The organism is Streptococcus sp. 2018162 (assembly GCF_019754175.1).
Lineage (GTDB): Bacteria > Bacillota > Bacilli > Lactobacillales > Streptococcaceae > Streptococcus > Streptococcus hashimotonensis.
In genome coordinates, this window is sequence record NZ_JAIJZP010000008.1 from 77,432 (window position 1) to 91,782 (window position 14,351).

General features: G+C 40.6%; 10 protein-coding genes. 1 reads left to right on the forward strand and 9 read right to left on the reverse strand.

Going from position 1 to position 14,351, the window contains the following annotated elements; all coding sequences use genetic code 11:
* Positions 1 to 40 precede the first annotated feature (40 nt).
* The 3 genes from K5Q22_RS07450 to nth form a co-directional block, all read right to left on the reverse strand.
* Positions 41 to 1,390: an MATE family efflux transporter gene (locus K5Q22_RS07450; RefSeq protein WP_205014209.1), complete on the reverse strand. Its 1,350-nt coding sequence runs from the start codon at positions 1,388 to 1,390 to the stop codon at positions 41 to 43.
* 69 nt (positions 1,391 to 1,459) lie between these two features.
* Positions 1,460 to 2,443, reverse strand: a complete 984-nt coding sequence (guaC, locus tag K5Q22_RS07455; RefSeq protein ID WP_029171805.1) for a GMP reductase — start codon at positions 2,441 to 2,443, stop codon at positions 1,460 to 1,462.
* Positions 2,444 to 2,728: 285 nt separating this feature from the next.
* Positions 2,729 to 3,352: an endonuclease III gene (nth, locus tag K5Q22_RS07460; protein WP_024384233.1), complete on the reverse strand. Its 624-nt coding sequence runs from the start codon at positions 3,350 to 3,352 to the stop codon at positions 2,729 to 2,731.
* 97 nt (positions 3,353 to 3,449) lie between these two features.
* Between nth and K5Q22_RS07465 the strand changes: the two genes are divergently transcribed.
* On the forward strand, positions 3,450 to 4,301 hold the full coding sequence (locus K5Q22_RS07465) for an NAD(P)H-hydrate dehydratase (RefSeq protein WP_205014207.1): 852 nt from the start codon (positions 3,450 to 3,452) through the stop codon (positions 4,299 to 4,301).
* 54 nt (positions 4,302 to 4,355) lie between these two features.
* Here the strand turns inward: K5Q22_RS07465 and K5Q22_RS07470 are convergent, their stop codons facing one another.
* From K5Q22_RS07470 to murB, 6 genes are all read right to left on the reverse strand, one after another.
* The gene (locus K5Q22_RS07470; protein WP_205014205.1) at positions 4,356 to 9,113 is read right to left on the reverse strand and encodes a S8 family serine peptidase; all 4,758 of its coding nucleotides are present in this window, start codon (positions 9,111 to 9,113) and stop codon (positions 4,356 to 4,358) included.
* Between the two features lie 245 nt (positions 9,114 to 9,358).
* The gene (locus tag K5Q22_RS07475) at positions 9,359 to 10,429 is read right to left on the reverse strand and encodes an ABC transporter substrate-binding protein (RefSeq protein ID WP_205014203.1); all 1,071 of its coding nucleotides are present in this window, start codon (positions 10,427 to 10,429) and stop codon (positions 9,359 to 9,361) included.
* Positions 10,429 to 11,199, reverse strand: a complete 771-nt coding sequence (locus K5Q22_RS07480) for an ABC transporter permease (protein ID WP_024384229.1) — start codon at positions 11,197 to 11,199, stop codon at positions 10,429 to 10,431. The genes K5Q22_RS07475 and K5Q22_RS07480 overlap by 1 nt, the downstream gene beginning before the upstream one ends.
* Positions 11,199 to 11,999: an ABC transporter permease gene (locus tag K5Q22_RS07485; RefSeq protein WP_002938659.1), complete on the reverse strand. Its 801-nt coding sequence runs from the start codon at positions 11,997 to 11,999 to the stop codon at positions 11,199 to 11,201. The genes K5Q22_RS07480 and K5Q22_RS07485 overlap by 1 nt, the downstream gene beginning before the upstream one ends.
* Positions 11,983 to 13,137, reverse strand: coding sequence for an ABC transporter ATP-binding protein (locus tag K5Q22_RS07490; RefSeq protein ID WP_024384228.1), 1,155 nt, complete (start codon positions 13,135 to 13,137; stop codon positions 11,983 to 11,985). Before K5Q22_RS07490 ends, K5Q22_RS07485 begins: the two co-directional genes overlap by 17 nt.
* A 38-nt stretch (positions 13,138 to 13,175) precedes the next feature.
* Positions 13,176 to 14,084, reverse strand: coding sequence for a UDP-N-acetylmuramate dehydrogenase (gene murB / locus K5Q22_RS07495; RefSeq protein ID WP_029171811.1), 909 nt, complete (start codon positions 14,082 to 14,084; stop codon positions 13,176 to 13,178).
* Between the last annotated feature and the right edge of the window lie 267 nt (positions 14,085 to 14,351).

Below are 14,351 nucleotides of genomic sequence, written 5' to 3' on the forward strand. Positions count from 1 at the left end.
AGAGAGAAAAAGCCGGATACCTCCGACTTTCATAGTTAATTTATTTCACGGACAAATGAGAATGAGCTATTTTAATCAAGCGCAAATTAAGAGCTATCCCGCAGACAAAAATCCCTGAAATAAGACCAATCCAATAGGCTTCTGGACCCATTTGGAAAAATCTTTCAAGCAAGAATGCGACTGGGAAGGTCATGGACCAATAGGCAACCAAACCAAGTATAAAGGGAACGGTGGTATCCTTGTAACCACGTAATATCCCCTGAATAGGTGCTGTAAAGGCATCTGCTAACTGGAACATGAGGGCAAAGCTAAGAAAATGCGAAGTCAGACGGATAAATTCTGCGTCATTACCATAAAGGTAGGCAACTTTAGAGCGGAAAAAATATAGGAAAGTGAGTGTTAAGCCTGCAAAACCAAGTGCCACCAGGCGTCCTAAACGGCTGTAGGCTTTCACATCTTGTGGTCGTTTGGCCCCTACTTCATAAGCAATGACAATAGCTAGGGCTGAAGAAACTGAGGCAGGAAAGGCATATAATAATGTCGCAAAGTTCATAGCTGACTGGTGGGCTGCTATAATCTGGGCTGAAAATTTTGCCATGTAGAGCCCTACTACTGCAAAAATTGCTACTTCTGCAAAGACTTGTAAACCGATGGGAAGTCCGATTTTCAGTCCTTCTTTCAGTAAAGCCCCATTAATCGGACTCCACCGCCAAATCTGATAAGGTGCAATGGTCTTATTTTTGCACATGACAATGACAATTACTAGCAATACCGCCCAATAAGCTAAAGCAGTACCCAATCCAGCTCCAGCTCCGCCTAGGGCCGGTAGGCCCATTTTTCCATAAATTAAGAGATAGTTAAATAGACTGTTAAATGGGACAAGGAGCAACATGAGGTACATGGAGAGTCGGGTCAAGCCCAAGGCGTCGAAAAAAGAGCGACAGACACTAAAGAGCAAGAGAGGCAGGATGCCAATGGAAATAAAATAGAGGTACTGCTTGCCAACTTGAAAAACAGATTCATCAAGTCCAAACTGAGCCAAGGTGGGAACAGCAATAAATAGGACCGAGCACAAGAGTAAAATGGTTAATCCGATGGCTAGATAGACAAACTGATGAAACTCCTCACGAATCTTATCTCTTTCACCTTTTCCTAAATGTTGAGCGATGATTGGGACCAGTGCAGATACAATCCCTGTTAGAAATGAAAAAAGCGGATTCCAAAGACTTGTTGCCATGGAAACACCTGCCAAATCCATAGTGCTGTACTGGCCTGTCATCATGGTATCGATAAAGGATGCGGAGTAATTAGCAAATTGATAAATTAAAATGGGCAAAAATATTTTGATAAAGAGCCAGAGCTTCTCTTTGTTATTTCTTGTTTGGTACATGCTTATTCTCTTTCAATTTTATATAAATATTGTAACAAGAAAAGGACCTGCATTGCAAGTCCTCTTTGACTAGATAGAGTCACCATTCCAGATCGAGTTTTTTACAATAACATAGTCCACATGCTTCAAGCTGGTAATGTCACGTCCACCTGCATAAGAAATAGATGACTGCAAATCTTGCTCCATTTCAATCAGAGTATCTTTCAAATGTCCCTTGGCTGGCAAGAGAATTTTCTTTCCTTCAACGTTTTTGTATGCACCTTTTTGGTATTCAGATGCAGAACCATAGTACTCTTTGAATTTCTCGCCATCAACTTCAATTGTTTTACCTGGGCTTTCAATGTGACCAGCAAAGAGCGAACCAATCATGACCATGCTTGCTCCGAAGCGGATAGATTTGGCAATATCTCCGTGGGTACGGATACCTCCGTCCGCAATAATTGGTTTACGGGCAGCTTTTGCGCACCAACGAAGGGCAGCCAACTGCCAACCACCTGTACCAAAACCAGTCTTAACCTTTGTAATACATACTTTACCTGGACCAATACCAACTTTTGTCGCATCCGCACCAGCATTTTCTAGTTCACGAACTGCTTCTGGAGTACCGACATTACCTGCAATGACAAAAGTCTCAGGTAATTCTTTCTTGATATGTTGGATCATCTTGATAACACTTTCTGCATGACCATGAGCAATATCAATGGTGATAAACTCAGGGGCATCAGCTTTCAAGCTAGTCACAAACTCATATTCATATTCTTTTACGCCAACAGAGATGGAAGCAATCAAACCTTGCTCGTGCATGCGTTTGATAAATGGAATACGACCAGCTTCATCGAAACGATGCATGATGTAGAAATACCCTTCTTTGGCAAGCATTTCTGCTACATCTTCATCAATAATAGTCTGCATATTAGCTGGAACAACTGGTAATTTAAAGCTATATTTCCCAAGAGTCACTGTTGTATCTGCCTCGGAACGGCTATTGATGATACATTTATTTGGAATGAGCTGAATATCTTCGTAGTCAAAAACTGGAGTTTCGTTGAACATGCTTCTACCTCTTTTTCTTAACATTGGAACAGAAAAACAGTTTGTTTTTCGTATTTTTTCCTTATTACAAGATATAGTATAGCTTATTGTTTGTGTTTTGTCAATAAAAAAGAAACCTATCTAGACAATATTCGGATATATCACTTTTGGGACTAGTTTATAAAACATAACATTCGTATAATTCTTTTCTGAGTTACTATTCTTATAAAATTTAAAAAAATGTTCAGAATTTACTCAAACAATTTCACATAAAAACTAAAAAAATCTTCAAAAACAGAAGATTTTTTAGTCAAATTCATATAATTGTGGGAATTTTTCGCATTCAGGGTTCTTAGGATGGCAAACCTCACGACCAAAATAAATCATAGCTTGATGAGCAGGGAGCCAGAGTTCAGGAGGTAGGACTTCCATGACTCGTTTTTCTGTTTCCAGGGGTGTAGCCGATTTTTTGACAATATCGTGGTGTTTACAAATCCGTCCCACGTGGGTATCAACTGCAAAGGCTGGGATTCCGAAACCGACACTTAAGACAACATTGGCCGTTTTTCTTCCCACTCCTGCCAGAGCTTCTAATTCCTCACGAGTCTGCGGAACAATGCCATTATGCCGTTCCAATAACTGCTGGGCGCATTCTTTTAAAAATTTGGCTTTATTACGATACAAACCCAAACGAGAAATATAAGGCTCAATATCCTTTACTTCTGCTGCTGCCATGGCTTGTGGCGTTGGGAAAGCAGCGAACAAACCAGGTGTTGCCTTATTCACCGCAGCGTCTGTAGTTTGAGCAGATAAGAGCACTGCACATACCAACTCAAAGTGATTTCGAAAATCCAAACTTGGCTTAGCATCAGGATATAGAGCGATGATTTCTTCAATAACTTTTCTTGCACGTTTTTTTGATAATACCATGAATTCATTATAGCATGAAAACTTGGATTTATCTAAAATCTGGATTGTCATAAACCTCATTCCTCGTGATATAATAAGAAGAAAAGGGGGAATAAGTATGGACTTACAAGAACTCTGTAGAAAGGTTATTCAAGTAAGACCACGCAATAGCCATAAGGGAAGCTATGGTCGAGCCTTGCTGATTGGTGGACTGTATCCTTATGGTGGAGCGATTATCATGGCCGCACTAGCAACCGTCAACAGTGGAGCAGGCTTGGTAATTGTTGCTACTGAAAAAGACAACATGCCAGCCTTACATAGTCATCTGCCTGAAGCCATGGCATTTTCATTTGACGATCAAGCCTTGCTGATAAGTAGCTTAGAAAATGCTGACTTGGTATTGATTGGTCCAGGTTTGGGGGAAAATAGCAGAGCTGAACAGTTATTGGACTTTGTTTTTGAACATTTATCTGACCAGCAGATTTTAGTTCTTGACGGCTCAGCCCTTACCTTAGTCGCAAAACAAAACAGGAAGAACTTCCCGTGTAACCAAGTCATCCTGACACCCCACCAGAAAGAATGGGAACGGTTATCAGCCATTCCGGTTGCTAACCAAACAAGCCAAAGAAATCTTGAAGCCTTGCAATCTTTTCAAGAAAATACAATCCTTGTAGCTAAAAGTTCTGCTACTCAAATCCTAAAAACCCAGCCAAACCAAGTCACTCCAATAGGAGCTGGTGGTCCCTACCAAGCAACAGGAGGTATGGGAGATACTCTTGCAGGTATGATTGCAGGATTTGCTGTACAATTTCCCCATGTTCAACTATATGAAAGAATCCTTGTAGCAACCTACCTCCACTCCTATATTGCCGACCAACTGGCTCAAGATTATTATCTTGTAAAGCCAACTGATGTCTCAAGAAACATCCAAAAGATAATGCTTCAATTTCAAACACAAACAACCGCCTAATCAGTGATTAAGCGGTTTTATTATTTAGCAAACTTGTGATAAAGCTAGTGTTGGTTATACTTCTTCCTTGTGACGTCGATTGCTTACCAACAGAGTCCCTAGCCCAATAATGACACCAAGAACAAGATAGTATCTCGTATCATTTTCTCCAGTATTTGGTAGTTGAGTCACCTGTTTTTCTTGATTAGTGCTAGATAGACTAGCTTGCAAAGTGACTGGACGAGGTAAAGTTGGTTGAGGGTTTGGCTTCTGATCTATCGGTACATGCCCTGAATTCCCAGTATCTTTTACAGGAGGTGCCTGTACATCAACTTTTTCTGAGTCTATAGGTGGAGGCGTTACAGTGCCTTCATCTTTTTTGTCAGTGGCAGTATTTGCTGGCTCTTTGGCATCATTTGTTGAAGTAGCAACACCATCCAGTTCTGCCTGAGCGCTTGTCAGAACGGCTAGGGCTTGATCGACACTTGCTTGGCTTGCAGATTCATCAGCTAGAATCGCTTTCGCTGCTTCAACTGCCTGGTCATAAGCTTGTTTCACGTTCTCAGATGCATTGAGATACTTAGCATCTGTCGCTTTTAATACGGAAGAAACGGATACTGCGCTACGAAGGGCTGAAATATCAGTCTTTTGACCATCTAAGTTGGTTTTCGCTGCTAACAAGTCAGCCAACGCTTGGTTGACAACTGCCTGTGTTACATTCTCTTGGTTCAATACAAGTTGTGCTGAACGAACAGCTGTATCATAGGCAATTTGTTTGGTATTTTCAGCATTGTAATAAATAAAGTTTGCCTGAGTCGGTGTGTAGTTTGATACTTCAGCAATTAGTTTTTCCTTATCGGTAGCCTGACCGTTTAGCTGTTCTCTCGCCGCCACAAGACTGGCAAGTGCTGAATCTACTTGTGCCTGATTGTGTTTATTGGCATATATTGCATTGGCATCTTCTAATGCTTTAGCATAGGCAGTTTGAAGTTCTGGACTAGCATTGTAATAACGCGCTGTTTCTTCAAGTCCTGCAAGTTCAGCAATCAGTTCTTTCAAAGCAACTTTATTAATCAAGGTTAATTTCTTAACATTTGACTGGTTTGCAAGTACTGCTACGTCTAATTCTTCCAAAAATTCATAGCCTTCTGGGAGGGTTGGAAGGATAGTGTAGGTACCAACTGGTACAAATTTACCATAATCAGTCTTAGAATATTTAGCATTTGGTAGCTGAATAGTCTGGCCATCAGCGGTTACCAGTTGGATGGTTGAACCAGAAGGTAGTAATGCATCAATATCTACCAGCAAGTTAGCCTTATCTTTCAAAGTCACATAGAAATTCACCTCGGCAGTGCTATTTTCTTCCGAAATCGTCACGACTGCTTTTGTTTCACCTGCTAGGCTTGACCACTCTGTATCATATAGGAATAAATCAAAGGTGTAAGTACCAAATGGTAGCTTAAGAACGCTAGTATCGCCGGCATATCGTGGTAATTCTGCAACAATCTTGCCTGTTTCATCGGTGACTGAGTAAGAGAAGAGTATTGGTACAGGACTATTTGTATCTTTATCAAGAATATTGACAGTTACCAACCCTTTTTCATTGCCAATACTGATCAGATTCTCTACTTTTTCATAGCTGATGTTACCAGCATAATCCTCCACTGTGTAGTAGAATTTTGAAATATCTGCAAGATCAAGAGGCAATGTGAAGGAGCCATCATCGTTTTGTGCCACAAATACCTTATTATCAGAAACGGTTACATCACCATTTTCTAATAAGGAAGGAATAGTTGTCACACCGCTTGCATCTGCTACAAGATAGAATACTTGCTCACGATATAGACCTGATTCTCCTTTTTCAATGGCTGGACGAGGGTTAAATGTAAAGTTTGTTTCATCATAGGTAGCTGTGGTGATAACTGGTGATTCTCTATCGATGATAACGTCGAAAATCATAGTTTGTACTGCTGCACCTGGAACTTCAGATGAGTAGGTCAAAACGTATTGATACTTACCATCTGCTAAAGCATTTCCGTCACTATCTGTTCCATTCCATTCAGTAGGATAAATAATGCTTGATTTTGGATTTTTAGGATCACCACTATAGAAGTTTTTATTGCCTGACTGTGGTTGACTTTCCCAAAGTGGATTTGTTCGCTCAGTATCATCTGCAGCATAGACGCTTGCGACTAAATCAGTATAATTTCTCAAGAAGACACCTTTGAAAGCGAGCGAATCTTGGTTGTTATCCCCATTTGGTGAGATAGCTAAATGAGGTTTACCAGACTCATCAAGCTCTAAAACAAAGTATCCTGCTTCATTTTTAAATGTACCAAGAGTCTTGATCGCAAGGTCAGATCGTTTGTCTGTAGAATAGATTAACTCCGTACTTCCTGTAACAAGACCTGTGTAGTGATGGCTGATGTCAACAGTATTTGGCTGTGCTGTAACAGGTTCAAAGTAGAAGCCCCCCTTACCATCGGCAATAAGATTGTAAATCGGCTCTTCTAGAACGGCTAGATTTTGGAATTCCCCACGGAAACCAACGTATGGAATGCTGACAATATCACCGCCGTCGGCTACATCTGTAAATCGAACAAAACCTTCAAGATAGTAACCATTCTTCATCAAACCTGTCAATTCTTCTGCAAAGCTCGATCCATCGACATTAATTGTAACAGTTGTACTTGAATTGGCTTTCACAGTCACCTTACCGCCAGGAATCTCTGCTAATAGACGTGGAGCCAAGGTGATCAATCCGTTTTGAACAGTATCCGTTGTTAATTGTGTTGAGTAGTTTAAAGTCTTATCTTCGTTTGTAATGTTATGAAGTGTGACCGTAAAGCTGAATGTATCCTCAACATTTCCCAAGGTAATGCTGCCATACCCATCTTCGCCAGTCAAATATAAACCTGTAGAAATAGCTGCTGCAGTATCGATGATACCTGCACCTTGTTGGCGTGGGGAAGTGTAGGCCGTTGTTTCTTTGTTCACATGTGCTTTAGCAGTAGCCATAAGCAAGTGTTTTACTATGGCTTCGATTTCTTGAGGGGACTTAGTAGGGTAAGTTGCCTGTAAATACTGTTTTACTAGTACGGCTGCTCCTGCCACGTGTGGTGAAGCCATACTTGTTCCCTGCATGTTGGCATAGTCATTATCATTGATGGCTGCATAAATAGCACCACCTGGAGCAGCTAAGTCTGGTTTTAGCTCGCCATCCGCTGATAGACCCCAACTTGAAAAATCTGAAAGAAGACCTGCTTCTGGGTTAGGGCGAATATCTGTTTCGTTATTGAACGCAATCTTATATGAGTTAGCTGCCAAAGCTTCACCAAATTCCAATGGAATGAAGACAGATGGAATTGCAATAGCTGTATCATCAAGTTGCATGCTTACATTGGCTTCACCTGGACGACTATTGAAAATGATCACCCCTACTGCACCTGCAGCTGTTGCATTGGCTATTTTTTCTGAGAAGGTAATCGTTCCACGTTTGATGAGTGCAAGTTTTCCAGTCAAATCTAGACCATCAAAATCCGAAGCTTGACCGATTCCCGCATAGACATATTCATATTCTTTCCCGATTTCAAATGGTACGGGACTTTTCTCTGGATTATCAAACGAACTCTTACCGTAATTCAAATCAGCATTGTTTTCTAAGCCAATGATATTAATTACTTTACTACCAACCGTTGTGTTATTGTAAGAAGCGACAGAAATTGCATCGCGAGCTGTTGAAGGAGCACCGACCAAGCCATAATCTGGATAATCGGCTGACGGATTAGAATGACCTGAACCAAATGTTCCATCATTACCAGCTGCAATAACAACAGAAACCCCTGCACGACGAGCAGCCTCGATTGCTGCAGTCACATTTTCATTCATGTTAACAACAGAGCCGTTAGCTCCTCCCAGACTGAGGTTGATGCTATCTGCACCCAATTTTACAGCATCTTCAATCGCCTTTACGTACAATGCTGCGCCTGTTGTAGCTTTGAGGTCTGAGAATACACGCATAAACATGACTTGCGCTTCAGGAGCTACACCATACATTAATTGTCCAGCGACTGGTTGTGTCGGATTTCCTGTGGCAATACTTGTTACGTGCATACCGTGTGAACGTTTGTCTTCTTCTTTCAAGACAGTATTCACATCAACATAGTTATAACCAAATACAACCTTATCGTTAAACCATTCACCGTAGGTAATTCCTGCTGCTTCTTTAGCTGCTTCTATCTCTTTTTCTGATTTATATTTTGCAGTTGAGAGGTCTGAAATATGCAATACATCGTGGTCAACGTCAAGACCGGAATCTATGATTGCAACTACTGTTCCTTCGCCCTTGTAACCACTATCCCAAACTTTAGGCACTGTAATGATCGTATTACTATCAATGTTTTGTGGTTTCGCTTCTTCCTGATTCGTAATAGCAGTAGTCTCATCTGCTACGGAAAGCTTCTCCTCTTCTTCTACTTTTTTCTCTGAAATAACTGGAGTTTCTACAGCTGGTTGAGTTGTCTCTACTTCTGCATTTGTGATGTTTTCAAGAGCTTCTGAGCCAGGTGTTTCTTCTTCATTATCTGTAGTGGTTACATCAGTTGGGGTAGCCTCCACAGAAGTGTCAACCAACTCCTCGACTACGGGACTTTCTGAGGCTGATTCGCTGACGATTGCATCAGGAACAGTTGCTTCCACCTTAGTCTCTACAAGGCTTGTCAATTCATCTGCAGCTACCGATGGTGCACCTGCAAACAAAAAAACTGCACCCAAAAGAACAGACACAGTTCCAATTTTATACTTCCGAAGTGAGAAAGTTTCTTTCTTTTTCATAACTTTTCCTCCTAGTTTTTCTCCTTCATTATTGGCAAAACCAATAAATATATTAAAACATAAAATTATCGGTATTGCAAGTATATTCTGAAAATTCAGTTATTTTTTCAAACTATAACTAGGTATAGTTAATATTTATAACTGGAATCTGTGATACTGAATGTATTAAATGAACAGTAAAAAGCAACCACTATTTGCGGTTGCTCATACTATTCTGATTTGAAAACTAGATATGGATATTCAGACTATTTCCGATACATCTTGAATTGGAGATAGAGGTCATTATACATTCCAAGCATCTCTGGTCCAAGATTATCATAAACTTCCATCTTCTTCATCGTTTCTTCTGAAGGATAGAAGGATTCGTCGTTCTGAGTCTCCTCATCCAGCATAGCCTTGGCTGCAGGAATTGGTGTTGAATAGCCAACATATTCTGCATTGCGAAGCGCATTTTCAGGACGAAGCATAAAACTCATAAAGGCGTAAGCTCCATCAATATTTTTTGCTGTTTTTGGAATGACCATGTTATCGAACCAAAGGTTTGAACCTTTTGATGGTACAACATAGCGCAGATTTTCATTTCCATCTAACATTTCACTCGCCTCACCTGAGAACGAAACAGCAATTGCTGCCGCATCTTGTATCATATAACCTTTTATCTCATCAGCAACAATTGCTTTGACATTTGGAGTTAAATTATAAAGATGTTCGGCTGCCTTTTCAATCTCGGTAGGATTGTTGGAATTGAGACTATAGCCCAGTGATTGTAGACCAAAGCCCATGACTTCACGCACACCATCAATTAACATGATATTGTCACGGTACTCCTCTGACCACAAGTCTTCCCATTCCTGAGGAGGATTTTCTACCATGGTTTCATTGTAAACAATACCCAAGGTTCCCCAGAAATATGGAATAGAATAATCATTATTCTTGTCAAAGCTAAGTCCCATAAATCGTGGATCGATATTTTCTATCCCTTCAATCTTAGATTTATCCAGCTTGATTAACATATTTTCTTCTGTCATCTTAGAAATCATGTACTCAGATGGGATTGTCAAATCGTAGGTTGTTCCACCCTGCTTAATCTTTGTGTACATGGATTCGTTGGAGTCAAAGGTCTGATAATCTACCTGAATACCAGTTTCAGCCGTAAATTCTGCGAGTAATTCTGGGTCAATATAATCGCCCCAGTTATAGATGACAAGTTTATCAGTTGTCCCCTGGGTTGAATCAGCTTCTAATTTTGAACTAATTCCCCATAAAACCAGTACAATAGCTATAACTCCTACAAAAAATGAATACAATCGTTTCATTAGTTGGCCTCCTTTTCACGCGAGATGAAATAATAACCCACTACCAATAAGATAGAGAAAAGGAAAACAAGGGTTGACAAGGCATTGATTTCCAAGGAAATACCTTGACGAGCCCGCGAGTAGATTTCAACCGAAAGGTTTGAGTAGCCATTCCCTGTTACAAAGAAGGTCACGGCAAAGTCATCCAAGGAATAGGTAAAGGCCATGAAGTAGCCTGCAATGATAGCTGGTGTTAGGTATGGCAACATGATTTCTTTCAGCATTTGTGGTTGAGTTGCCCCCAAATCATAAGCTGCTGAAATCATATCCGCATTCATTTCCTTCAGCCGTGGCAAGACCATCAATACTACGATTGGAATAGAAAAGGCAATATGACTGAGCAATACTGAGACAAAGCCAAGCTGGAAACCAATCATGGTAAAGAGAATTAAGAAACTCGCCCCAATCATGACGTCCGGTGCTACCATTAAGATATTATTGACAGACAAGAGTGCATTTTGAAAACGAGGTTTTGCCTGATAGATATAGATGGCGCCGAAAGTTCCGATAAGGGTCGCAATCAAAGAACTCAAAAAAGCTAATAGGAAGGTTTGAGCTAAGATGAGCATGAGACGGCTATCACTGAGCATGGAAGAAAAATGCTCCAAGGTAAAGCCTGTAAAGCCATTCATATCCCCGCCTTCATTAAAGGCATAGAAAATGAGATAAAAAATGGGCAGATAAAGTAAGAGGAAGGCAACTGTTAAATAGATGTTTGCAAATTTCTTCATTATTTCTTCCTCTCTTTCGTCATCCACATAATCAAGAGCATGGCCAAAATCAAGACCACACCAATGGTTGAACCCATTCCCCAGTTTTGTGTTGTGAGGAAATGTTGTTCGATGGCTGTTCCCAGTGTAATGACTCGGTTACCGCCAATCAAACGGGTCAACATGAAGAGGCTCAAACTCGGAATGAAAACTGCCTGAACACCTGAACGAACGCCGTTCATAGAAAGAGGAAAAATAACTTTTGTGAAGGTCTGCCAAGGAGTTGCTCCCAAATCACGACTGGCATTGATTAGGTTTTTATCCAAATCATCCAAGGCGTTAAAGATCGGCAAAATCATAAACGGAATCTCGATATAGGCTGCAACAGCAATAAAGGAGAAATCTGTGAAAAGAATTTGCTGAGCTCCTAGACCAATAAATTCTAGGAACTGGTTGATAGAGCCGTGTTGCCCAAAAATACCGATAAAGGCATAGGCTTTCAGCAAAAGATTGACCCAGGTTGGCAAGATAATCAACATGAGCCAGAGTTGTCTATGCTTGAGTTTGGTCAAGAAATAGGCTGTTGGGTAAGAAACCAAAAGTGTGACCAGAGTAATAATACCTGCGTAAAAAATAGAGTTAAAACTCATTCGCAGATAGGTCATATTTGGCGAGTTAAAATAGGTCTGGTAGTTGGCCAAAGTGAAATTGCCATGAATATCAAAGAAAGATTTGAAGATAATCAAGGCAACTGGAGCGAGTACAAAGAGAAAGACCCATAGGGCATAGGGAATTGCAAAAAGCCTAGAGGTTTTCTTCATTGCGTTCCTCCTCAATGGCGTTAATCAAGCCATCTTCTACTTCTTCCACTTCCACATATTCTTCGATACGAGCATCGAATTCTTCCTCTGTTTCATTGAGCCGCATGATATGAATGTCTTCTGGTTCAAAATCCAGACCAATCACTTCTCCCACAATGGCCTTACGGGTTGAATGAATCATCCACTCATTACCAAGGTCATCATAAGCAATGATTTCATAGTGAACACCACGGAAGAGCTGTGTATCCACTTTTACCTGCAATTTGCCTTCTTCAGGTAAGGTAATCTGCAAATCTTCTGGACGGATAACAACTTCAACTTCTTCGTTTGGTCGCATACCGCCATCGACAGCTTCAAAGCGCTTGCCGTTAAACTCAACCAAGTAGTCTTCTATCATGCGGCCTGGAAGGATATTGGATTCACCGATGAAGGTAGCAACAAAATGGTTGATTGGCTCGTCGTAAATGTCCACTGGCGTCCCAGACTGGACAATCTCACCTTCATTCATGACAAAAATCCAGTCACTCATGGCCAGAGCTTCTTCTTGGTCATGGGTAACGAAGACGAAGGTAATTCCTAGACGTTGTTGCAATTCACGCAGTTCGTACTGCATTTCCGTTCTTAGTTTCAAGTCCAGAGCAGAAAGTGGCTCATCTAGCAAGACGACGCGAGGCTGGTTGATAATCGCACGTGCAATAGCAACCCGCTGGCGTTGACCACCAGACAATTTCTGAATGGAACGATTTTCATAACCAGAAAGTCGGACCATTTGTAAGGCTTCTGTCACACGGCGTTCGATTTCAGCCTTGTCAACTTTTCGTAATTTAAGAGGAAAAGCCACATTTTCAAAGACAGTCATATGTGGGAAAAGGGCATAGGACTGGAAAACAGTATGGACATCCCGTTTATTGGTCGGAACATCATTAATCCGTTGACCGTCCAGATAAATATCACCTGAACTCGCATCCAATAGACCAGCGATAATGTTCAAAATCGTTGATTTACCTGAACCAGAAGCTCCTAAAAGGGTATAAAATTTCCCCTCTTCCAATTCAAAACTAATATCCTTTAATACAGTTGTTCCACTGTCTTCAAATACTTTTGAAACGTTCTTAAATTCAATAATTGGCTTTTTCAATTCTCATAAATTCCTTCTTTTTTGTAAGAGCCTGATGGCTAGAGTGTATCAGCAGGATCGCCGATAATACGCACCTCTCTCTCCAGAGTAATTCCTGAAGATTTTTCAACGACTTCAATCACATGAGCAATCAAATGTTCATAGTCCAATGCCGTTCCATCGGCAACATTGACCATAAAGCCAGCGTGTTTTTCAGAAACTTCGACTCCACCGATTCGATAACCTTTTAAACCCGCATCCATAATCAACTGTCCTGCGAAGTGACCAAGTGGACGTTTGAAGACTGAACCACAAGATGGATATTCCAAAGGTTGCTTGAGTTCGCGTAAATGTGTCAAACGAGCCATTTCTTGTTGAATAACCGTATGATTTCCTGGCTTGAGGGCAAATTTTGCAGACAAAACAATCGCACCATTTTCCTGCAAGATAGAAGAACGGTAGCCAAATCGTAACTCACGATTGTCCAATGTTTCGACATAACCTGCTGGAGTCAAAATCTGCGCTGAAACTAGAATGTGTGCTACTTCACCTCCGTAAGCACCTGCATTCATATAGACAGCACCACCAACGCTTCCCGGAATACCACAAGCAAATTCAAATCCTGATAAAGAATGGAAAAGTGCGACTTTTGTCGTTTCAATCAGATTGGCACCTGCTTCCGCTTCAATGGTGTATCCTGATACAGTAACGGAGTTAAGTTTATCCATACGGATAACAAAACCACGAATACCGCCATCTCGGACAATGATATTACTTGAATTTCCTAATACTTGCCATGGAATACCTTCGCGTTTAGCAAATTCTACTATACGAACAATCTCGTAACGATTCCGCGGAAAAGCTAGATAATCAACAGCTCCTCCTACTTTTGTATAGGTATATTCTTTTAAAGGCTCATCGAATCGAATATCGATGCCTTCTAATTCAAGCCTAATTTTATCTTTCATAACCTTCTCATTTCAATTTAAGATATACAGGATTTATTATACCAAAAATTACAGGAGAAAACGAATAAAATTCAACAAAAATACTTTCACAAGCCAAATTAATTTGCACCAATATTTTGAAATGGAGAATGGAATGCACAAAAACATACTAAGATTAGTAGTGAGGAAATCTCCGACGGGAGAAAGTACTCACTACTTTTTCTTTATGATAAAGTAGAGGTGTCTTGTTAAGTCGAGAACTCTTTTGACGCTAGACGTCGCATCAAA